16 protein-coding genes are annotated in these 19,853 nt (G+C 66.6%); 6 read left to right on the top strand and 10 right to left on the bottom strand.

Annotated features, from left to right (window positions below):
• Positions 1-82: 82 nt before the first annotated feature.
• Positions 83-2,902 (bottom strand): TonB-dependent receptor plug domain-containing protein, encoded by a 2,820-nt coding sequence (locus E5843_RS08980; protein WP_208002208.1) that lies wholly within the window; start codon positions 2,900-2,902, stop codon positions 83-85.
• 166 nt (positions 2,903-3,068) lie between these two features.
• Between E5843_RS08980 and apbC the strand changes: the two genes are divergently transcribed.
• Entirely contained in the window at positions 3,069-3,917 is an 849-nt protein-coding gene (apbC, locus tag E5843_RS08975) for an iron-sulfur cluster carrier protein ApbC (protein ID WP_134673652.1), read from the top strand.
• Between the two features lie 79 nt (positions 3,918-3,996).
• Here the strand turns inward: apbC and E5843_RS08970 are convergent, their stop codons facing one another.
• Positions 3,997-5,991 (bottom strand): S9 family peptidase, encoded by a 1,995-nt coding sequence (locus tag E5843_RS08970; protein ID WP_134673651.1) that lies wholly within the window; start codon positions 5,989-5,991, stop codon positions 3,997-3,999.
• A gap of 87 nt (positions 5,992-6,078) precedes the next feature.
• The gene (locus E5843_RS08965; protein WP_134673650.1) at positions 6,079-8,925 is read right to left on the bottom strand and encodes a TonB-dependent receptor domain-containing protein; all 2,847 of its coding nucleotides are present in this window, start codon (positions 8,923-8,925) and stop codon (positions 6,079-6,081) included.
• A gap of 313 nt (positions 8,926-9,238) precedes the next feature.
• Between E5843_RS08965 and dcd the strand changes: the two genes are divergently transcribed.
• Positions 9,239-9,811 carry a dCTP deaminase gene (gene dcd, locus E5843_RS08960; RefSeq protein ID WP_100322393.1) on the top strand — a complete coding sequence of 191 codons (573 nt, stop codon included), beginning with the start codon at positions 9,239-9,241 and terminating at the stop codon, positions 9,809-9,811.
• A gap of 5 nt (positions 9,812-9,816) precedes the next feature.
• On the opposite strand, the gene E5843_RS08955 is transcribed toward dcd, so the two are convergent.
• Both E5843_RS08955 and E5843_RS08950 read right to left on the bottom strand, forming a co-directional pair.
• Entirely contained in the window at positions 9,817-10,248 is a 432-nt protein-coding gene (locus E5843_RS08955) for an HIT family protein (RefSeq protein WP_136412457.1), read from the bottom strand.
• A gap of 5 nt (positions 10,249-10,253) precedes the next feature.
• Entirely contained in the window at positions 10,254-10,928 is a 675-nt protein-coding gene (locus E5843_RS08950; protein WP_136412456.1) for a dienelactone hydrolase family protein, read from the bottom strand.
• A 155-nt stretch (positions 10,929-11,083) separates the two neighbouring features.
• On the opposite strand from E5843_RS08950, the gene rimO reads away from it, so the two are divergent.
• Together rimO and E5843_RS08940 are read left to right on the top strand one after the other, a co-directional pair.
• Positions 11,084-12,460, top strand: coding sequence for a 30S ribosomal protein S12 methylthiotransferase RimO (gene rimO / locus E5843_RS08945; protein WP_136412455.1), 1,377 nt, complete (start codon positions 11,084-11,086; stop codon positions 12,458-12,460).
• Positions 12,461-12,523: 63 nt separating this feature from the next.
• Positions 12,524-13,051, top strand: coding sequence for a type 1 glutamine amidotransferase domain-containing protein (locus E5843_RS08940; RefSeq protein WP_136412454.1), 528 nt, complete (start codon positions 12,524-12,526; stop codon positions 13,049-13,051).
• A 15-nt stretch (positions 13,052-13,066) separates the two neighbouring features.
• On the opposite strand, the gene greB is transcribed toward E5843_RS08940, so the two are convergent.
• Genes greB through E5843_RS08925 form a run of 3 tightly spaced genes read right to left on the bottom strand, consistent with a single transcriptional unit; the run spans position 13,067 to position 15,582 of the window.
• The gene (gene greB / locus E5843_RS08935; protein ID WP_136412453.1) at positions 13,067-13,588 is read right to left on the bottom strand and encodes a transcription elongation factor GreB; all 522 of its coding nucleotides are present in this window, start codon (positions 13,586-13,588) and stop codon (positions 13,067-13,069) included.
• Positions 13,588-14,082 (bottom strand): copper resistance protein NlpE N-terminal domain-containing protein, encoded by a 495-nt coding sequence (locus tag E5843_RS08930; RefSeq protein WP_136412452.1) that lies wholly within the window; start codon positions 14,080-14,082, stop codon positions 13,588-13,590. The genes greB and E5843_RS08930 overlap by 1 nt, the downstream gene beginning before the upstream one ends.
• A gap of 3 nt (positions 14,083-14,085) precedes the next feature.
• Positions 14,086-15,582 carry a helicase HerA-like domain-containing protein gene (locus tag E5843_RS08925; protein WP_141065929.1) on the bottom strand — a complete coding sequence of 499 codons (1,497 nt, stop codon included), beginning with the start codon at positions 15,580-15,582 and terminating at the stop codon, positions 14,086-14,088.
• Between the two features lie 124 nt (positions 15,583-15,706).
• Between E5843_RS08925 and E5843_RS08920 the strand changes: the two genes are divergently transcribed.
• The gene (locus tag E5843_RS08920) at positions 15,707-17,266 is read left to right on the top strand and encodes a transglycosylase SLT domain-containing protein (RefSeq protein ID WP_136412451.1); all 1,560 of its coding nucleotides are present in this window, start codon (positions 15,707-15,709) and stop codon (positions 17,264-17,266) included.
• Positions 17,267-17,284: 18 nt separating this feature from the next.
• On the opposite strand, the gene asd is transcribed toward E5843_RS08920, so the two are convergent.
• Both asd and E5843_RS08910 read right to left on the bottom strand, forming a co-directional pair.
• Positions 17,285-18,148, bottom strand: coding sequence for an archaetidylserine decarboxylase (gene asd, locus E5843_RS08915; protein WP_136412450.1), 864 nt, complete (start codon positions 18,146-18,148; stop codon positions 17,285-17,287).
• Positions 18,149-18,153: 5 nt separating this feature from the next.
• A complete protein-coding gene (locus E5843_RS08910; protein WP_141065928.1) occupies positions 18,154-18,792 on the bottom strand; it encodes an SCO family protein in 639 nt (212 codons plus the stop codon).
• A gap of 101 nt (positions 18,793-18,893) precedes the next feature.
• Here E5843_RS08910 and prmB point away from each other — a divergent pair, with 101 nt between their 5' ends.
• On the top strand, positions 18,894-19,853 hold the full coding sequence (prmB, locus tag E5843_RS08905) for a 50S ribosomal protein L3 N(5)-glutamine methyltransferase (RefSeq protein WP_141065927.1): 960 nt from the start codon (positions 18,894-18,896) through the stop codon (positions 19,851-19,853).

Below are 19,853 nucleotides of genomic sequence, written 5' to 3'. Positions count from 1 at the left end.
GGGCAGGCCGGTCACAGCGCGGACTTCGCCGGTGTGTCTCAGACAACGGCCCCGGATCCCGGGGCCGTTGGGGGGTCGGCGATCAGTTCCGACCAAACAGGTAGCGTGCTTCCAGGTACAAGGCGCGCCCGTACACGTTGAAATTGTTCTCGTTGTACGGCGCGCCCGTGGTGCCGGGGTACGACCAGTCCATCGGCGGCATCTTGTTGAACACGTTGTTGACCAGCAGCGAGAACTGCAGCGGCTCGATCGGCGAGAACGAAACCGACGCGTTGTAGATCAGGTGCGAAGGCAGCTTGCGCGCCAGCGGGTCGTCGTAATGCGCCAGCACTTCCGAGCGGTAATTCGGGGTTTCGCTGAACCAGTTGGCGTACACCGTGGATGCCCAATGGTCGGTTGCCCAGGTGATCGAGGCATCGGCCTTCTGTTTGGGATCGGTGCTCCAGAACGGGTTGTTCAACAGGTCGATGTACGGATCTTCCGCGTACTGCTGGTACTGGTGATCGATCTTCTGCGTGTAGTTGCCGCGAAAGGTCAGTGCGCCGATGCCGACGTCCATCGCGTAGTTGATGCCTGCGCTCACCGCTTCCAGCGTTTGTCGCGAGACGTTGATCTTCGGCGTGTAGATCTCGGTGATCTGGTCGGTGGCCGGGTTGCGCGTGACCTGTGACAGCGTCGTCGTGCACAGCTGTGAATTGATGTCGTCGAGCCCGGTGCGGCATCGATATTCCTGCAGCATGAGGGCGTCCGTGCTCTGCTGGGTGACCTCGTCGGCGATGTCCCAGTTGTGGTAGTCGACGTTGATCGACATCCGCGGGACGGGAGACCAGACCACGCCGACGCTCCAGACATCCGCGTTGATCGGCTGCAGGTCGAGATTGCCCTCCTGGGTGCCGAAGACCTGGCGATTGCTGAGCGCCGCCGGGCACGCGTCCGTGTTGCCGGGTTCGAACCCCAGCAGGGAGCACGCGTAGTAGTCGGTGACGGCGATGAAGAAGCCGCTCTCACCCTGGTACAGGTCGGACAAGGTCGGCGAGCGGAACGCGGTGCCGTACTTGCCGCGGATCAGCAGTTCCTCGAACGGGCGGTACTCCAGGCCGAGGCTGTAGGTCGGCTTGTCGATTGTGCCGCCGCCTTCCGGCTTGAAGGCGTCGTAGCGCCCGGACAGGGTGACGGTCAGTGGTTCGAGCACGGGCATCCGCAGCTCCGTGGTCAGCGCGTAGCGGTCGCGTTCGCCACCGCCCGAAACCGCCGTGGTGCCCCAGATCGTGCCGTCGAGGTAACCCGGGTCCGGGTCATAACGCCATTCCTGGTTGCCGACCTCGGCCACCACCGCAAGCCCGGCGTCGCCGCCGGGTAGCTCGAACAGCTGTGTGTTGGTGACCTGGAAGCGCAGCATCTGGTCCACCGTTTTCGATTCGGTGGTCGCATAGCCGGTCAGGCTGGCGAAGTCCTGCGGAGAAATGGGCTGGTAGAAGGCGGCGTAGTCGGGCGAGTAGACCGGGTAGAAGCCGTAGGTCGGGTCCAGGCCGAGCTGCGGCCCCAGCACGCGTTCGCGGAAATAGTTGTCCATCGGTTCGGCGAAGCGCACGAAGGCGACCTCCTCGAGCTTGTAGTCGGTGCGGGTGTAGCCAACGTCGTAATCCCACGCCGAATCGCCGAACACGCCGTTGAGGCCGACCGCAACGCGGGTCGACTTGCTGTCGTCGTGCTGCATCGTGTTGCGGAATCCGCCCGGGCCCATCTCCTCCGGCGCGAACGCACGTTGCAGGCTGAGGTAGTCGTCAAGATTGGGGTCGTAGTAGTAATAACCCATCGACTCGGTGTTGCTGCCCCACCAGGTGAAGTTGGAACCCACGTGGTAGTCGACCTTCTCGTCTGAATGCAGAACGTTGGCGTACAGCTGCATGCCTTCGTTGATCTCGAAGGTCAGGTTGCCGTAGATCTGCGTGGCCTCCTTGCCGTTGCGCAGGGTGCGGTAGCCGGGGGTATAGAACGAGCCGCAGTAATACTCGTCGCCGAATCCGGGGCGCCGTTGCAGCCCTACGGTGCCGCCGAACTGTCCGCTGACGTTGGCGCAATTGGCCGGATCGAGGAACTTGTAGCTGGTGAACGGGCTCAGCACCAGGTAATCCCGGCTGGCCAGCGGTGGCGAGCTGCCCTGGGTGAAGAACTGCCGCGTGAGATCACGGTCATAGGCCCAGATCGGGTCGCGTTCCTCGTACTGGACGCCGAGCAGGGCGTTCGTGCGCCCATCCGCGGACTGGAAGCCGGTCGAGAAGCTGGCGCGGAAGCTGTTGCCGCCACCTTCGGTGAACGTGCCTCCGCGGATGTTCAAGGCGGAGCCCTGCATTTCCTTCTTCAGGATCACGTTGATCACGCCCGCGATCGCATCCGACCCGTACAGCGAGGATTGCCCGCCCGGCAGGATCTCGATGCGCTCGACGAGGTCGATCGGGATGCCGCTGATGTTGTTGAAGGTGTCGCTGCCGTTGTAGAGGGCGGGGTAGCTCGCCATCGGACGGCCGTCGATGAGGTACTTTACATAGCCCGGCGGCAGGCCGAACAGGCTGATGGTTTCGGCGCCCTGGGTGAAGGATGCCGACGACTGCGAACCCTGCACGCCACCGGTGGAAAAGGCGCTTTGCTGCAGGACATCGGAGATCGCGGCAAATCCGCGGGACTGGATGTCTTCCGCGGTGATGACGGTTACCGGAGTAAAGGTCTCGATCTGCGCCTGCGGGATCAGCGAGCCGGTCACCGTCACGCGGTCAAGCGTGCGTGGCGACTGCTGTGTACTCGACTCGGGGTCTTCATCCTGGGCCGCGGCGCCGGCGCAGGGGATTATCAGGGCCGCCAACAGGGCGGTACACAACCGTGAACGCGTTGGGTGCAATTTCATTGAGAACTCCTGGTAGCAAAAAGCTGAAGTCCAAGGAGTTTTCGTCGCAATCCGTAGGTGCCAGGACGCTTGCGCTGCCTGACCGACGAGGGGCTAGTACGCCAGAAAGAAACGCCGTGCGCATGAATGGGTGGGACAATGTCCCACCCCCTTCCAGTTGACCGATATGCATATCAAGGCCCGGGCTCCGCAGCCGCCCCTGTCACCGCTGCCCCGCATCCGCAACATCATTGCCGTCGGCTCGGGCAAGGGCGGGGTGGGCAAGTCGACCACGGCGGTCAATCTCGCACTGGCCCTGGCAGCAGACGGTGCCCGCGTGGGCCTGCTGGATGCCGATGTCTACGGGCCGAGCGTGCCGATGATGCTTGGCCTCTCGGGCCGCCCCGAAAGTCCCGACAGCAAGCACATCGAGCCGATGCGGGCGCACGGGATCGAGGCGATGTCGATCGGCTTCCTGGTCGAGGCCGACACGCCGATGATCTGGCGCGGCCCGATGGCGACCTCCGCCCTGACACAGCTGCTCCACGACACGCTGTGGGGCGGCGATGCCGGCCTCGACTACCTGCTGGTGGATCTGCCACCCGGCACCGGCGACATCCAGCTCACGCTCGCGCAGAAGATCCCGGTGGCGGGAGCGGTCGTGGTCACCACGCCGCAGGACGTTGCCACGCTCGACGCGCGCAAGGCGCTGCGGATGTTCGAGAAGGTGTCGATTCCGGTACTGGGCCTGGTCGAGAACATGGCGCAGCACGTGTGCTCCAACTGCGGGCACGTGGAGCATCTGTTCGGCGAGGGCGGCGGCCAGCGCATGGCGGAGCAGTACGGCCTGCCGCTGCTGGGCTCGCTGCCGCTGGAGCGCAGCATCCGCGAGCAGGGCGATGCGGGGGCGCCGGTCGTCGCTGCGTCGCCCGGTTCGCCGGCAGCGCAGGCCTACGTCGCCGTGGCGCGCCGATTGGTGGAGGAACTCGAAAAGCGCCCGCGCGCTCCGGTATCGATCGGGGCGTCGCTGCTCTGAGGTAAGACGAGCCCTGGCGCCATCCACCTAGAACACGGTGGGTCACCCGGGCGAAAACCTGGCCCGGGTGACCCAAGGATCAATCGCCCGAAGTGGACGCCCTCTGGTGGACCGTCGCCCCAATGTGCCTGTCGAAGAAGCGGAGCATCTCCGTGTACAGCTTGAGGCGCGCGTCCTCATCGTAGAAGCCGTGCATTTCCCCGGACTGGATGATCATCCCCTCCGGAGGGTTGCCCGCTGCCGTAAGTGCACGATTCATGAGCTCGGTCTGCTCGGGCGGTGTGCGCATGTCACGAGCGCCTGCGGCGAGATACACAGGGATCCTGACTTCGGCCGCCCGTCGAGCCGGCGAATTCTCCGTCCATTCGGCTGCACTCGTGCCGTGGGTTCTGCGCAGGTAGCGCAGACCGGAATCATTCTGCGGAATGTCCCCACGCTTGAACATCATGTCGACGTCGTAGACCCCGACGTAGCCGAACGCGCACTTGAAAAGACCGGGCGCACGTACTGGTGCCATCAGCGACGAGTATCCACCGAAGCTGCCACCGTAGATGCAGATCCTGTCCTCATCGGCATGGCCCTGGGCGATCGCCCAACGGGTTGCGTCGATGATGTCGTTCTGGATTCCCTGGCCCCACTGCCGGTGGCCGGCATCCTGAAACCCGCGGCCGTAGCCACCCGAACCCCGGAAGTTCACCTGCAGCACGGCGTATCCACGGCTGGCGAACAGCTGGGTCTCCGGGTTGTAGCCCCAGGCATCGCGCGGACCGATGGGCCCGCCGTGCGGGTTGACGATCAGCGGAAGGTTCCTGCCGTCGGAGCCATTCGGTAACGTCAGGTAGCCGTGTAGGAGTTGTCCGTCCCGCGCCTGGAATGCGAAGGGCTTCACGCTTGCCGACTGCGCAGGGTCCACCCATTCGCGGTTCCGCATGAGGAATCGGGCGCTGCCAGTCCCGCGGTCGTAAAGATACAGCTCACCCGGATCGGTATCGCTACGGACGGAGACCACGATCTGTCGTCCATCGACTGTGTGGCTTGAGAAATCGACGTATTTGCCGGGGAAAGCGGCCGCCAGGGACTGGTAGAGTTCGGTATCGGGATGATCTTCATCGATCATCGTTACCCGCGGTGCCCCGGCCATGGTGGTAACCGCGATCAGGGCGGCTTCGTCCGTGGACCACACAAACCGCTCGATATCGGCGATGTCGTCGCGAAAGAGCTCGGTGAATTCACCAGTCTCGGCGTTGATCGTGCCGATCGCGCCTGGCTTGTCGTCGCTCTGCAGGGCGTAGATCCTGCCTTGTGGTGTGGTTCGAACGACCCAGAGGTGCTTGCCTTCCGAGCGGGAAGCATTGATCAGCGTCCAGCTCATTCCATCGCGGCGATACAGCTCTGTACGCTCCTCATACTCGCCCTCTTCGTTGCGCGACGAGGAACAGACTGCGAATCGGGGGGCTTTGTCCGCATCGAGGGAAATCGAGCAGTTCGCCTTGGGAGCGACTGCAAGCACGGTGCGGCGCCCGGATACGGTGTCCACTCGAACGACTTCGGTACTCGCGCCCTCGGTGGAACGCGGGAAGCGGGATTGCATGAGCACGTTACGGGGGTCGTCCGGCAACGGGTCGAGGAGCGTAAACCGCTCGGCCCCTACGCTCTTTGAACGTTCCGATGCGCTGCGCGTGCCGTAGAAGATCACCGGCGTCGCCTGCGATCCGTCTGCGTTTACCGCGAACCACTCGCCGGTCATGAAGGGTTGGGCATAGCCACCCATTTTGCGCACGGCGTTGAACAACAATCGGTCCTGGGAGATCCAATGGAACTCGCCGACACTCTGCTTGTTGGGCAGGATATTGACCTTGACCGGCTGCAGATCGGCGGTGCGAAGCACCGTCAACACATCCTGTTCGCCAAGGTCGGTGATGAGTGCGAGGTGCTCTCCATCGGGGGAAATCTGCACCGCGCCGTAGAGCGGACGCTTGACGAAGTCCTCGATCGGGGGCTGAGACAGTGCAAGCGCGGGCATCGCGGCAAGTCCTGCCAGCGCAAGAGCATAGATCCTGGTTGGGATGGTCATTGATCTACCTGTTCGACTCCGTGATGTGTGGAGCACAAAGGACAAGGCCCGGCAGCGCCGGGCCTTGTCTCTTCGCGAGTTACGAAATCAGAAGCGATGGGTCATGGAGATGAAGAAGCGACGACCCAGCGGGTCCGCACCATTGGCGTAGTAGAAGTACGGATACGACGTGTAGGTTTCGTCGAAGCGGTACTGGTTGTCGGTGAGGTTGACCACCGTGAATTCGACCTTGGTATTGGGCGTAAACCGATGTCCAACCTGCATGTTGTAGGTGATGTACGGCCGCAGGCGGTCGGTCTCGGCCCAGTTCTGGTTGGCGCCCAGGCGGGTGCCGAACAGCGTCACGCTCCAGTCGTCGGAACTCCAGCCCAGCGAGCCACGCACGCGCGAACGGGGGTCGTAATCCCACATGTCGCGATAGTCGACCAATTCGTCATCGGCGAACTGCTTCGACTTGTCGGTCAGGCGGAGCGTGTAGCCGAGGTCGAGGTCAAAACGGCCCCAACGGTCAGTGGTGTGGCGGTATCGGAAGTTCGCATCGACACCGCTGACCTCCTGGAACGCCGTGTTGATGTAGGCGGTGTTGAGTGCCTGCAACCGCCCGTCGAGCGCTGTGCCGGGGGCCACGGTGCGGGTGATGAGCCCGTAGATGTTCTGGCAGAACGCCGAATCGGGTCCGTTCTCGAACGCAGTGCCGTCGCGCTTGACGCCGAGGCGGCAATTAGCCTCGTTCTGCAGGATGTACGCCGCGGTCACCTGGCTGGCCTTGTCTTCCAGTCGGATGCGGTAGTAGTCGACCGACAACGACATGTTGTCGATGATGTCCCACACGAAGCCGTAGCCCCAGCTCTCGCCTTCCTCTTCCTTGAGCCCCGGGTTGCCGGCAATGCGGCTCTGCGTCTGGTACTGGGTCAGGTCGCCGGACTGCTGGCAGGTAGGCACAGTGCGCGGGCCTGTGGTCTGGCCGAGGTACTGGCCGGAACGGCAGGCATATTCGTCGAGAACGCTCGAATACGAAGCAGCGCCCTCCGCGAAGACCATCTGCATGTCGGGGGCACGGAAGCTCGTGGCGTACGAGCCACGCAGCAGCAGGCTCGAGAAGGGCCGCCATTCGAGGCCGAACGTCTTGGTGAAAGCGCCATCGACGGCGGTGATGTCGTCGTACTTGTCGTAGCGGCCGGCCAGGTTCGCAGTGAGCGAATCCAGAATCGGCACACGGAACTCCACGCCGACTGCATACCGGTCGCGCTCACCGCTGGTGGAGCCGGAGCTCGTCAGGTTGTAGATGGTCTGCTCATCGAGCGGGCGCATCTGGTCCGTTCGCGGATCGCTGATCAGGTCCATCGTCTGACGGGTACCCTCGACCACGCCCGCAATGCTCAACGGTCCGGCCGGCAAATCGAACAGGTCGCCGGAGAAGTTGAAGTTGACCGTGCCGGAGGAGGTTTCAGAAATGTTCTTCACCCGGGTGGCGAAGGAACGATAGATCTCCGGGGTAATCGGCGAGTTCCAGCGGGCGAGGTTCAACGCGTAGATCGGCACGCCGTTACTGCGGTTGCCCAGCTGCGGCCCCAGGAAGTAGTCGTGCACCGGCTTTGCCAACAGGCGGGGGCGGTCGTTCTCGTACTCGTACTCGCCATAGTTGGCGCTGGCTTCCCAGTCGAAGCGGCCAAACACGCCATTGACGCCGAACGTGAGGTCGAAATAGTTCTCGTCGTACAGCGTCGTGGCGGCTTCGGAGCCACCCAGCTCGAACGGATTGAAAACGCGCTGCAGCTGGAAGAAGTCGCCATACGCGGCGTCGTAGTAGTAGCCGGTCGCCGCACCCGAGGGATTCGCCGTGAAGCGGTCGCCCGACGTGCCCCAGAATTCGGTGCCGCTGCCCGACGAGGCTTCCGATGTGTACAACGAAGCGCTACCGAACAATTGCAGCGTGTTGGTGACGTCGAAGGTGCCCGACACGTATGTCGCCCAGGTCTCCTGCTTGTTCGAGATCGAGCGCGAAGCAGGCTGGGTGAAGCTGCCGCAGTAGGTGCCGCGCGCAGGGGTCGTCACAGTGGTGTAGCCGAACGCATCGCATGCGGCCGCGTCGTAAACCGCGTTGTGGTTCGCACGTGCCGCCACGCCACCGAGGCTCAGTGCCACCAGCGCCAGGTTCGGATTCGCGGTCAGTCCATAGGGGTTGTTCCGGGTATCGGCGAGGAACTCGCGCTGGCTCGCGAACACCGGCTCGTTGGCGTTGTACTGCAGCGCGTACAGGGTGCTCCAGCGGTCGCCCGTCGAGCCGCCGGTGTATTCGAATGCGACCGAGTCGCCGCCACCTTCCGCAGTCGTGCCGGCAGTCACGCGGATCTGGTTGCCGTCGTAGTTCTTGCGGGTAACGATGTTGACTACGCCGGCAACCGCGTCCGATCCGTAGATCGCCGAGGCGCCGCCGGTCAGGACTTCCACCCGCTCGACGATGGCGCTGGGGATCATGCGGACGTTGACGACGTTGTTGTCGCGGTTGTACGGCTGCGGGTAGTCGGGCGGGCGGCGACCGTTGATGAGGGTCAGCGTGTATCCGGGCCCCATGCCGCGCAGGTTCACCACCTGGGCATTCGGCGTGAAGCCGCTCACTGCAAGATCACCAGTGAAATTGGCCGTGCTCTGCTGGGTCAACGACTGCAGCATGTCGCCCACAGTCTGGAAACCTTCGCGGTCGATGTCCGCGCGCGTGATCACGGTCACGGGTGCCGGACCCTCGATCTCGGCGCGCTTGATGCGCGAGCCAACGACCGTCACGGTATCGAGCGTACTCGCCTGGGTGGACGCCGGGCGGGATTGCTCGCTCTGGTCCTGGGCGAAGGCGGTGGGTGCGGTCGCGAGCATCACCATCGAAAGGGCAATACTCAGCGTATTCAGCCTCGGAGCGAGGCTTTGGCGGTTGGTCATCGAGAAAGATCCCCTGATTTCAGTTGAGACGCCCGTTACCCCTATGCCCGAATGAACCGGGTTAGGTTGCAACAGTTGTTTAACAGGCGTTTAACATTAGTGCCACAGTGCACTGACGTTTGCAACCCTCTTCCTGGACCGGTCAACTGTTGCAACGCACTGCGTGTGGTGCCGTCGCACTGATGGCGTTGTCGTGATCCAGCGCAGTGCATTGCAAGTAGCGATATCGCGGCATTCGTGGCGCTTGATGGTGACGCGGGTGAGTGGCGCGGCCACAATGCGCGTCTCGCCGCAAGGCCGCAGGAACCTTCGAATGACCATCAAGAGCGACCGCTGGATCCGCCGCATGTCCGAACAGCCCGGCGGGATGATCGAGCCGTTCGAGGCGGGGCAGATCAAGCAGGACGCGGGTGGCCAGCGGATCGTCAGCTATGGCACGTCGAGCTACGGCTACGACGTGCGTTGCTCGCGCGAGTTCAAGGTGTTCACCAACATCAATTCGACCATCGTCGACCCCAAGCACTTCGACCCGAAGAGCTTCGTCGACATCGAGTCGGACGTCTGCATCATCCCGCCGAACTCGTTCGCGCTGGCGCGCACGGTGGAGTACTTCCGCATCCCGCGCGACGTGCTGGTGGTGTGCCTGGGCAAGAGCACGTATGCGCGCTGCGGGATCATCGTCAACGTGACGCCGCTCGAGCCCGAGTGGGAAGGGCATGTGACCCTGGAGTTCAGCAACACCACACCCTTGCCGGCGCGCATCTATGCCAATGAGGGCGTCGCGCAGATGCTGTTCTTCCAGTCCGACGAGGTCTGCGAGACGTCCTACCGCGACCGTGGCGGCAAGTACCAGGGGCAGACCGGCGTCACCCTGCCGCGTACCTGAGCGGCCTACGCGCCGCCGGCGAGATCGGCCATCGCGCGCTGGAAGTTGCGGATCCGCTCGACCAGCGCTTCCGGTGCGTACGGCCTGGCGGCCAGCCGGCCCCAGACCGGCGCCGGCCATGCCGGGTCGTCCTGGAAACGCGCGATCACGTGCACGTGCAACTGCGGCACCATGTTGCCGAGTGCCGCGACATTGAGCTTGTCCGGACGCACTGCGGCGCGCAGCAGGCGCGCGGCGAAGTCGATCTCGTCGGTCAGCTGCACGCGCTGGTCGCGGCCGAGATCGATGAGTTCGACCGCGTCGGCAACCCGCGGCACCAGCACCAGCCATGGATAGTTGGCGTCGTCGATCAGCCTCAGCTCGCTCAGTGCAAGCGTCGCCAGCGGATGGCTGTCGGCGGCGAGTTGCGGGTGCAGGTGGTAGCCGGCGGTGTCCATGTTGGTCAGGCCTCGGGCAGCACGCGGCGCAGGAACGCCAGCGTGCGCTGGTGGGCGAGCGATGCCGCTGCAGGGATGAAGTGACGCGGATCGACGTCGCGGTTGAAACCATGTCCGGCGTCGGCATGGACATGCAGCTCGGCGTCGGGATATGCGTTGCGGTGCCGTTCGATGTCGTCGGCGGGAATGCTGGGGTCGTGGGCGCCGAAGTGGAACTGCATCGGAGCGCGCAGCGGCTCGTCCAGGAACGGCAGCGAGCGCGCACCGTAATAGCTGACAGCAGGCAGGCCGAGGCGCGTGTTCGCGAGCAGGGCGACGCTTCCGCCCCAGCAGAATCCCACTACGGCGACCGCGAGGCCGTCATCGCGCAGGACGCCTGCGGTGGCCTCGACCAGTGCGACCGCGCGATCGAAGCCGAGTGTGCCGGCAAGCTCGCGGCCGCGCGAGAACCCGGCATCGTCATAGGCCAGTTCGACGTCGCGCTGGACAAGGTCGAACAGCGCCGGCGCGATCGCGGTGTAGCCCTCGGCGGCGTAGCGGTCGACGACGCTGCGCATGTGCGCGTTGACGCCGAAGATTTCCTGCACCACCACGAGGCCGCCGCGGGGTGCGCCCGGCGACTGCGCGCGCCATCCACCGATGCTGCCGTGTGCCGAGCCGATCGCGATGTCCCTGCCCATGCCGTGCTCCCGCTGCGAACGTCCCGGATTCTAGCGGCCGCCGCGTGAGCCGTTGCGAGGCTGAACCGCCCACCCGCCGGAGCCGGTGGGCGGCCCCCGGCACCGTATAATCGCCGGTCGCGCGCGTCACCTCTACGGTCCCCATGTCCACCCCCATGTCTTCCCGGAACCCCGGCCCCAGGGTCGGTTTCGTCAGTCTCGGCTGCCCCAAGGCGCTGGTCGATTCCGAGCGCATCCTCACCCAGCTCCGGGTCGAGGGTTACGACCTCGTGCAGAGCTACGACGATGCCGACGTGGTGGTGGTCAACACCTGCGGCTTCATCGATGCGGCAGTGGAGGAATCGCTGGATGCGATTGGTGAAGCCATGGCCGAGAACGGCCGCGTCATCGTCACCGGTTGCCTGGGCAAGCGCGAGGCGCTGATCCGCGAGGCGCATCCGGACGTGCTGTCGATCAGCGGGCCGCAGGACTACGCCAGCGTGATGACGGCCGTGCATGCGGCCGCGCCGCCGCGCCACGATCCCTTCCTCGACCTGGTGCCGCTGCGCAGCGACGACAACGACACCGGCATCAAGCTGACGCCGAAGCACTACGCGTACCTGAAGATTTCCGAGGGCTGCAACCACCGCTGCAGCTTCTGCATCATTCCGTCGATGCGTGGCGACCTGGTGTCGCGGCCGGTCGACGAGGTGCTGCGCGAAGCCGAGCGCCTGGTGCGCGGCGGCGTGCGCGAGCTGTTGGTGGTCTCGCAGGACACCTCGGCCTACGGTGTCGACCTGCGCTACGCCGAGCGCGAATGGCGCGGCCGCGCGTGGCAGACGCGGATGAAGACGCTGTGCGAGGGCCTGGCCGAGCTCGACGTCTGGACCCGCCTGCATTACGTCTACCCGTATCCGCACGTCGACGATGTCATCCCGCTGATGGCCGAAGGCAAGCTGCTGCCGTACCTCGACATCCCGTTCCAGCACGCCAGCCCGCGCATCCTCAAGCTGATGAAGCGCCCGGGCGCGGTCGATCGCACGCTGGAACGGATCCAGCGCTGGCGCGCGATCTGTCCCGAGCTGACCATCCGCTCGACCTTCATCGTCGGTTTTCCGGGCGAGACCGATGCGGAGTTCGAGGCGTTGCTCGACTTCCTTGACGAAGCCCAGCTCGACCGCGTCGGCGCCTTTGCCTACTCGCCGGTCGACGGCGCCGCGGCGAACCTGCTGCCCGATCCGGTCGACGAAGCGGTCAAGCAGGAACGCCTGGCGCGCTTCATGGAGCGGCAGGCCGCGGTGTCGGCCGCGCGCCTCGATGCCCGCGTCGGCAGCGTCCAGCGCTGCATCGTCGATGCCATCGACGGCGAGCTTGCGCTCGCACGTTCGCGGGCGGATGCGCCCGAGATCGACGGCCTGGTGCAGATCCAGGACGGCGCGGCGGCCGGCCTCGTGCCGGGGGATTTCGTCGACGTGCGCATCCTCGGCAGCGACGAGCACGACCTGTACGGCGAGGTCGAGGCCGATCTGTTGCCGGTGCTCGGCACGGCCTGATTCACGGCCGGGTGACCGTGGATGGTGGAGCCTCGTCGGCCCCTGTCACCGGAGTGCCCCCCCATGGCCAATGCCAAGCGCGTCGCCATCCTCGCCACCCATGGTTACGAGCAGTCGGAGCTGCTCGAGCCGCGCCGCCGCCTCAAGGAGGCGGGCTTCGACGTCGAGGTGATCTCGCCGGAGCGCGGCGAGATCCGCGGCTGGAAGGACAAGGACTGGGGCGACACCGTCGCCGTTGACAGGGTGCTTGGCGATGCCAGCGCGGATGATTACGACGCGCTGGTGCTGCCGGGCGGCGTCATCAATCCCGATCGCCTGCGCACCGACGCCGATGCCGTCGCGTTCGTGCAGGCGTTCGATCGCGCGGGCAAGCCGCTGGCGGCGATCTGCCATGGTCCGTGGCTGCTTGCCGAGGCCGGCGTGGTCGAGGGTCGCAAGCTGACCTCGTATCACTCGATCCGCACCGACATGGAGAACGCCGGTGCCGACTGGCGCGATGCCGAGGTGGTGACGGACGGGCACCTGATCACCAGCCGCAAGCCGGACGACATCCCGGCGTTCACCGATGCGGTGATCGGCGCGCTCGCCTGATCGGCTGATGCGGGCCTACGGTTGGGCGGCCGTATCGTCGGCGTAACTCACGTCGGCGATCACGAAGGTCACCGGCCCCGCCGGCAGCATCGCCTCGACTTCATCGTCGAGGCGCTTGCGTAGCAACGCGCGCGCCAGCGGCGAGTCGATGCTGATCAGCCCGTCGCGCGCATCGGTCTCGTCCGGTCCGACGATGCGGTAGTGGTGGACCTCGCCGGTCGCGGCATTTTCCAGTTCGACCCGGGCCCCGAAGAACACCGCGTCCGGATCCGATGGAGCCTCGTCGACCACGCGCAGCTGTTCCAGCCGTTTCGAGAGATAGCGCACGCGGCGGTCGATTTCGGCAAGCTGCTTCTTGCGATAGGTGTATTCGGCATTCTCGGAGCGGTCGCCCTCGGCGGCCGCCGCGGCCAGTGCCCGCACCACCTCCGGACGGCGCTGGCGCCACAGCTCGTCCAGCTCGCGCTTCAACCGTTCGTGGCCGTCGCGGGTGATCAGCGCCGTGCTTTTTTCCGGTGGCGGTCGCCAGCGACCCATCAGTCCGCCCTCACCAGCACCACCGGCTCGGCATCGTCCACCGGCGCATCGGGCAACAGGCGCAACGCATCGTCGCCCTGCCATTCAAACACGCGATGGCCATGGCCGTGGTCGTCCGCGAGCAGGATCGCGCGGCCGTCGTCGCTGGCATACCAGACCCCCGCATGTTCGATGGTCTCCCCACCGTCGGCCTGGCGCTCGATCAGTTCGAAGCCGCCATCGGGCCGCAGGTGCAGGGTGGCGTCGACGGCCTGCGCGTGATCGCAACCGTCGCAGGGCAGGGCACCTTCGAAAACGCCTTCGGTGGAGGGGGGCGACGGGTCGACAGCCGGGCCGTCGACGCTGCCCGCACCGGCGCCGGCGACGGTCAGCGCGGCCGCTGGTTCCACATCGTCCGTGGGTTCGCGCGCACAACCGGCGACCACCAGCAGGCACGCTGCAGCGAGCAGCGCCAGGGCGACGTGCGATGCATCGGGAAAACGACGGGTCCGCATCGTTCAGCGGCGCCCGGCGGGGAAGTTGCCAAGCACCCCGCGCACGATCCGGTTGGTGATGGTCCGTGCCGCCTGCTTGCCCGCGGCCTCGATCACGCCCTGGCGGCGGCTGGTGCCGAACAGCCACTCGTTGATGCGTTGGCCGACACCACCTTCGTTTCGCGCTGCCGCCTTCGGCGCATCGGCTGCTTCCGTTTGTGCGGTCGCCCGGCGTGCCAGCAGTTCGGCAGCGGATTCGCGGTCGACCGCGGCTTCGTATTTCGCGCCGACCGGGCTGGCGGCGCGCAGGCGCGCGCGCTCGGCGTCGCTGATAGGCCCCATCCGGCAACGCGGCGGCGCGATCAGCGTGCGCTCCACCGCGGACGGCACGGCACGCGAACGGTCGGTGTCCTGCAACGTGGAGACCAGCGCCTCGCCGGTACCGAGCTGGCCGATGGCCTGCGCCACGTCAAGGCCGGGGTTGGCGACAAAGGTTTCCGCCGCCGTCCGCACCGCCTTCTGGTCGCGCGGGGTGAATGCGCGCAGAGCGTGCTGCACGCGGTTGCCGAGCTGGCCGAGGATCTCGCCGGGCACGTCATCCGGGAACTGCGAACAGAAGTACACGCCCACGCCCTTGGACCGGATCAGCCGCACCACCTGCTCGATGCGCTGGCGCAGCGGCGCTGGGGCATCGCCGAACAGCAGGTGCGCCTCGTCGAACACGAACACCAGCTTGGGCCGGTCGAGGTCGCCGACTTCGGGCAGCGTCTCGAACAGCTCCGACAGCAGCCACAGCAGGAACGTCGAATACAGCCGCGGTTTGAGCACCAGCTGGTCGGCGGCGAGGATGCCGACCACGCCACGACCGGGGTGGTCGACGCGCATCAGGTCGTGCAGTTCCAGCGCCGGTTCGCCGAAGAACGCCTCGCCACCGTCCTGCGACAGGCGCAGCAGCGACCGCTGGATGGCGGCAACGGTCTGCGCGCTGACCAGGCCGTATTCAGCCGAGACCGTCTTGCGTTCCTCCGCCACCAGCGCCAGCAGGGCGCGCAGGTCGGCGAGGTCGAGCAGCAGCAGCCCGCGGTCGTCGGCGAGCTTGAACACGATGTCGAGCACGCCCGCCTGGGTGTCGTTGAGCTCGAGGATGCGCGACAGCAGCAGCGGGCCCATTTCGCTGGCCGTCGTCCGCACCGGATGGCCAAGGCGCCCGTACAGGTCCCAGAAGACGGTCGGGCAGCCTTCCGGCCGGTAATCGTCGATGCCGATCGCCGCCACGCGCTCGCGCAGTTTCGGGCTGTCGTCGCCGGCTACGGCCAGGCCGGCCACGTCACCCTTCACGTCGGCGATGAAGACCGGCACGCCGATCCGCGAGAAACCTTCGGCGAGGGTCATCAGGGTGACCGTCTTGCCGGTTCCGGTGGCGCCTGCCACCAGGCCGTGCCGGTTGCCGTAGCGGGGCTGCAGCACCACCGGCGCACCGTCGGCGGTGGTCGTCGACTTGCCAACGAGGATCGGATCCATGAACGCTCCCGCGCATCTGACGCCGATGATTCTACGTGAGGCGCCCGTCACACTGGCCGTGGCGGGTTTGCCCGCGTGCGCTGGTCGCCGCTACCCTGCCACTCCCGTCGCCGTTGAAGATCGCATGTCCCGCGCAGCCACCTGTTCCGCTTTCCGCGCACGCTGCCTTCCGGTCTGCCTGTTGCTCGCCGTCGCCATCGTGCCGTTCCTGGCGGTTCCGGAAGCGTCCGCGCAGTCACGGCGTGACCGCGCCTCGGCCGATGCGCTGCAGGCACGCATGGACCAGGCCGAGCTGCGCTACCGCGAGGCCATGGTGCGGGTGCGCAACGAGGAGCCGGGTGCCGCCGCCGAAGGCGATGCCGCGCTGGAGGACATGGAGGACGTGATGGTGGAGTGCGGCCGCCAGCGTGGCTGCGATCCGGTGGCCTACGTCACCACCTTCAAGCGCCTGCTCAAGGCGGGCGCGGACTCGGCGAACGTGCCGGCCGAGGGCGAGGAGGCGGATCCATTCGATCCCGATCCCGATGGCATGGGCACCCTGCCGGGCGGGGCGAGCGTGCCGGCCGGCGCGCAGGCCGCGGCACTGCTCACCGACGGCCAGCGCTTCGCCACGATGGTGCAGTTCAACCCGGCGGTGCAGGAAGGCATCCGTCGCTGGCTCACCGACATGCGCGTCCAGCTGCTGACCAGCTACGAGAACTACCAGTACATGCGCCCGCAGATGTGGCCCAACTTCGAGAAGGCGGGCCTGCCCGAGGCGCTGCTGTTCGGCATCCTGGCCAAGGAATCCAACGGCCGCGTGCACTCCACGTCGCGCGCCGGCGCCGCCGGGCCGATGCAGTTCATGTATGCCACCGGCCGCCGTTTCGGCATCGGCCCGGATGCCACCGGCTTCGACACCCGCTACGACCCCTATGCCGCCTCGCAGGCCAGCGCCAGCTACCTGACCGAGCGCATGCGCGAGCTCGACAACAACATCGAACTCGCCCTTGCCGGCTACAACGGCGGCGAGGGCCGCGCGCGGCGCGTGTTCAATGAAGGCGGCACCAACTTCTGGGACGAATCGGTGTACAGCCAGTTCCCGCCGGAGACCCGCGACTACGTGCCGATGGTGATCGCCGCGGCGTGGCTGTTCCTGCATCCGCGCCGCTACGGGCTGGAGTTCCCCGATGTCGATACACGCCCCGCAGTGCTTGCGCTGCAGAAGCCGGCGACGATCTACGAGCTGACCATCTGTCTGGGCAGCAGCGGTTCGCCGCCGGGCTACATGCGCGTGCTGCGCAACCTCAATCCGCGCTATCGCGCCGACGAGATGATCCCGGCCGGTACCCAGCTCAACGCCACCACGCGCGTGGTCAACCTCTACAACCGCTGGTGTACGCGCGGCTCACGCGCGCAACTCGCGCACGAACTGGTGCGCAGCGATCCCGCGAACGCGGTGGTGCGCCTTGGTGCGCTCGAGCCAATGCCGATGGCGGGTGCGGGGACTCTCGCCCCCGTCACTGACGCGCCGGCAGCGCCTGCCGCGCGCAGGCACCGGGTCAACCGTGGCGAGACGCTGGGACGCATCGCGCAGCGCTATGGCTGCGACCTGGGCGCGCTTGCGCGCGCCAACGAGCTGCGCGCCCCGTCGTATGCGATCCGTCCCGGCCAGGAGCTGACGCTGGCCGGCTGCAGCGGCTAGCTGCGGCGCCGCGCGTGGTTACGCGGTGCGCGTCGCCAGCCGCTGGCCGAGGCGCACCGCCACTTCCGGCCCGAGCGTCGATGACAGCTCGGCCACGCCCGGCGGCAGCAACACGATCACGGTGGAGCCGTAGTTGAAGCGCGCCATTTCCGCGAAGCGCTCGATGACGATGCCGCGGCCACGGTAGTCCTTGCGGGTGATCCGTCGCCCGTACTTCGGGATCTCGACGCCACTCCAGACGGTTTCCACCCCGGACACCAGCAGCGCGCCCACCATGACCATCGCCATCGGCCCGAAGTCGGTGTCGAAATGGCAGACCAGGCGTTCGTTGCGGGCGAACAGGCGCGGCACCGCGGCGACGGCGGAGGGGCCGACGCTGAACAGTCGGCCGGGCACGTGCACGGTTTCGCGCAGCTCCCCGGTCCATGGCATGTGCACCCGGTGGTAATCGCGCGGCGAGAGATAGACGGTGGCGAACACGCCGCCATCGAAGACTTCGGCGTCGGCGTCGCTGCCCAGCAGCTCGCCGGCGGTGAACGAACGGCCCTTGGCCTGGAAGATGCGCCCACGCTCGTCCGGGTGGCCGACCGCGCCGCACTGGCTCACCCGGCCATCGGCGGGCATCAGCAGTGCGCGTGGATCCGGGTCCGCCACGTGCACGCCGTCGCGCAACGTACGGGTAAAGAACGCATTGAAACTCGCGTACGCGTTCGGATCCGACTCCGCGGCTTCGCCCAGGTCCACGCCGAAGCGGCGGACCACGGTGTCGATCAACCACTGCTTGACGCGGGGATTCTCGGAATAGGCCAGCCGCCGGGCGAGTCCGGACAGCAGGCGATGGGGCAGGACGTGGGTAAGCGGGGTGATCGGGTCGAAAGCCATCGGCGTCAGCGCGCTTCGGTAAGCAGGCGCAGGTCGGCGGCGATCGCCGCCGGATCGAACGGCGGCGAGATCACGCCGGCCATGCGTGCCTGCGGGTCGAGCACCGCCAGCGAGGCGGAATGATCGATCGTGTACTGGTTGGCGGCCGCGCCTTCCGGCGGCGCCACCTTCATGAACACCAGCGACAGCGAGCGGGTGAAGGCTTCGAGCGCGGGCACGTCGGCGGTCGCGGCGAGGATGTCGCGATGGAACGCGGATGCGTATTCGCCGGCGCGTTCCGGGGTGTCGCGTTCCGGATCGACCGAAACGAACAACACGCGCGGACGCACCGCCTCGGGCAGGTCCTCCCACTGCCGCTGGGCCTGGGCGAGTTCCGCCAGCGTGGTCGGGCACACGTCCGGGCAGAACGTGAAGCCGATGAACACCACGGTCCAGTGGCCCTGCAGTTCGCCCGGTACCAGCTGCGTGCCATCGGACTGCTGCAGCGAGAACGGTGGCAGCGCGCGTGGCTGCGGGAACAGCGTCACCGCCTGCGTCTGCGGCGCGCGCGCCGACGGATCGTTGAAGAACTTCTGCGCGACCAGCAGGCCGAGGCCGGCGGCAAGCGCGAACACGAGGATGACGATGGTGGTGCGACTGAACAAGGCGATGTCCACTGGCGGTTTTGCGCCATGATACCCGCCGCCCCATATACTTTCCGGTCACCCGGCTTCCCCTGGCCGCCCGCACCCGGGCGGCGTCCCGCATGACCGACGAACTGCACACGATCATCGACCTGATCCGCTACGGCGCCAGCCGTTTCAACGCGGCCGGGCTCACGTTTGGCCACAGCTACGACAACGCGCTCGACGAAGCCACCCAGCTGACCCTGCATGCCCTGCACCTGCCGCATGACCTGTCACCGGTGTACGGCCAGGCGCGGGTCACCCTCGCGGAAAAGGAAGACGTGCTCGGGCTGTTCCTGCGCCGCATCGAGGAACGGGTACCGGCGGCCTACCTGACCGGTGAGGCGTGGTTTGCCGGATTGAGCTTCAGGAGCGACCGCCGGGCGCTGGTGCCGCGTTCGCCGATCGCCGAGCTGATCCTGTCGGGTTTCGAGCCCTGGCTCGGCGGGCGCGAGGTGCGCCGCGCGCTGGACCTGTGCACCGGCTCCGGCTGCATCGGCATCGCGATGGCCCACTACAACCCGGACTGGCAGGTGGATGCCGCCGACATCAGCACCGAGGCGCTGTCGCTGGCCGAAGAGAACAAGGCGCGCCTGCTTGCCGACAACCTGCGCCTGGTGCATTCGGACCTGTTCTCCGGCCTGCAGGGCGAGCATTACGACCTCATCGTCACCAATCCGCCCTATGTCACCAATGACGAGACCGATGCGTTGCCGCGCGAATACGGCTACGAGCCGGAGCTCGGCCTGCGCGCGGGCGATGACGGCCTCGACCTGGTGCTGAAGATCCTGCGCGACGCGCCGCTGCACCTCACCGACCACGGCCTGCTGATCTGCGAGGTCGGTGACTCGGAGCGCGCGGTCAACGCGCTGCTGCCGGAGCTGCCGCTGGCGTGGGTCGAGTTCAAGGTCGGGCAGATGGGCGTGTTCGTGGTCGAGCGGCGCGACCTGGTGACCCACAACACGCGCATCGCGGCACTGGCTGCCGAGCGTCAGGCGGCGGGCATGGCAGCTGCGGCGGCGCCCGGCGCGCTGTTCTGA

Source organism: Luteimonas yindakuii, assembly GCF_004803715.2.
In the GTDB taxonomy this organism is placed as follows: domain Bacteria; phylum Pseudomonadota; class Gammaproteobacteria; order Xanthomonadales; family Xanthomonadaceae; genus Luteimonas; species Luteimonas yindakuii.
The sequence above is the reverse complement of the archived record's forward strand: the minus strand, read 5'-3'. Positions and strand labels throughout refer to the sequence as shown.

What these genes read in the sequence shown, in the direction of transcription:
- E5843_RS08980 (WP_208002208.1), bottom strand. Translation starts at nt 2,902, where the DNA reads ATGAAATTGCACCCAACGCGTTCACGGTTGTGTACCGCCCTGTTGGCG.
- apbC (WP_134673652.1), top strand. Translation starts at nt 3,069, where the DNA reads ATGCATATCAAGGCCCGGGCTCCGCAGCCGCCCCTGTCACCGCTGCCC.
- E5843_RS08970 (WP_134673651.1), bottom strand. Translation starts at nt 5,991, where the DNA reads ATGACCATCCCAACCAGGATCTATGCTCTTGCGCTGGCAGGACTTGCC.
- E5843_RS08965 (WP_134673650.1), bottom strand. Translation starts at nt 8,925, where the DNA reads ATGACCAACCGCCAAAGCCTCGCTCCGAGGCTGAATACGCTGAGTATT.
- dcd (WP_100322393.1), top strand. Translation starts at nt 9,239, where the DNA reads ATGACCATCAAGAGCGACCGCTGGATCCGCCGCATGTCCGAACAGCCC.
- E5843_RS08955 (WP_136412457.1), bottom strand. Translation starts at nt 10,248, where the DNA reads ATGGACACCGCCGGCTACCACCTGCACCCGCAACTCGCCGCCGACAGC.
- E5843_RS08950 (WP_136412456.1), bottom strand. Translation starts at nt 10,928, where the DNA reads ATGGGCAGGGACATCGCGATCGGCTCGGCACACGGCAGCATCGGTGGA.
- rimO (WP_136412455.1), top strand. Translation starts at nt 11,084, where the DNA reads ATGTCTTCCCGGAACCCCGGCCCCAGGGTCGGTTTCGTCAGTCTCGGC.
- E5843_RS08940 (WP_136412454.1), top strand. Translation starts at nt 12,524, where the DNA reads ATGGCCAATGCCAAGCGCGTCGCCATCCTCGCCACCCATGGTTACGAG.
- greB (WP_136412453.1), bottom strand. Translation starts at nt 13,588, where the DNA reads ATGGGTCGCTGGCGACCGCCACCGGAAAAAAGCACGGCGCTGATCACC.
- E5843_RS08930 (WP_136412452.1), bottom strand. Translation starts at nt 14,082, where the DNA reads ATGCGGACCCGTCGTTTTCCCGATGCATCGCACGTCGCCCTGGCGCTG.
- E5843_RS08925 (WP_141065929.1), bottom strand. Translation starts at nt 15,582, where the DNA reads ATGGATCCGATCCTCGTTGGCAAGTCGACGACCACCGCCGACGGTGCG.
- E5843_RS08920 (WP_136412451.1), top strand. Translation starts at nt 15,707, where the DNA reads ATGTCCCGCGCAGCCACCTGTTCCGCTTTCCGCGCACGCTGCCTTCCG.
- asd (WP_136412450.1), bottom strand. Translation starts at nt 18,148, where the DNA reads ATGGCTTTCGACCCGATCACCCCGCTTACCCACGTCCTGCCCCATCGC.
- prmB (WP_141065927.1), top strand. Translation starts at nt 18,894, where the DNA reads ATGACCGACGAACTGCACACGATCATCGACCTGATCCGCTACGGCGCC.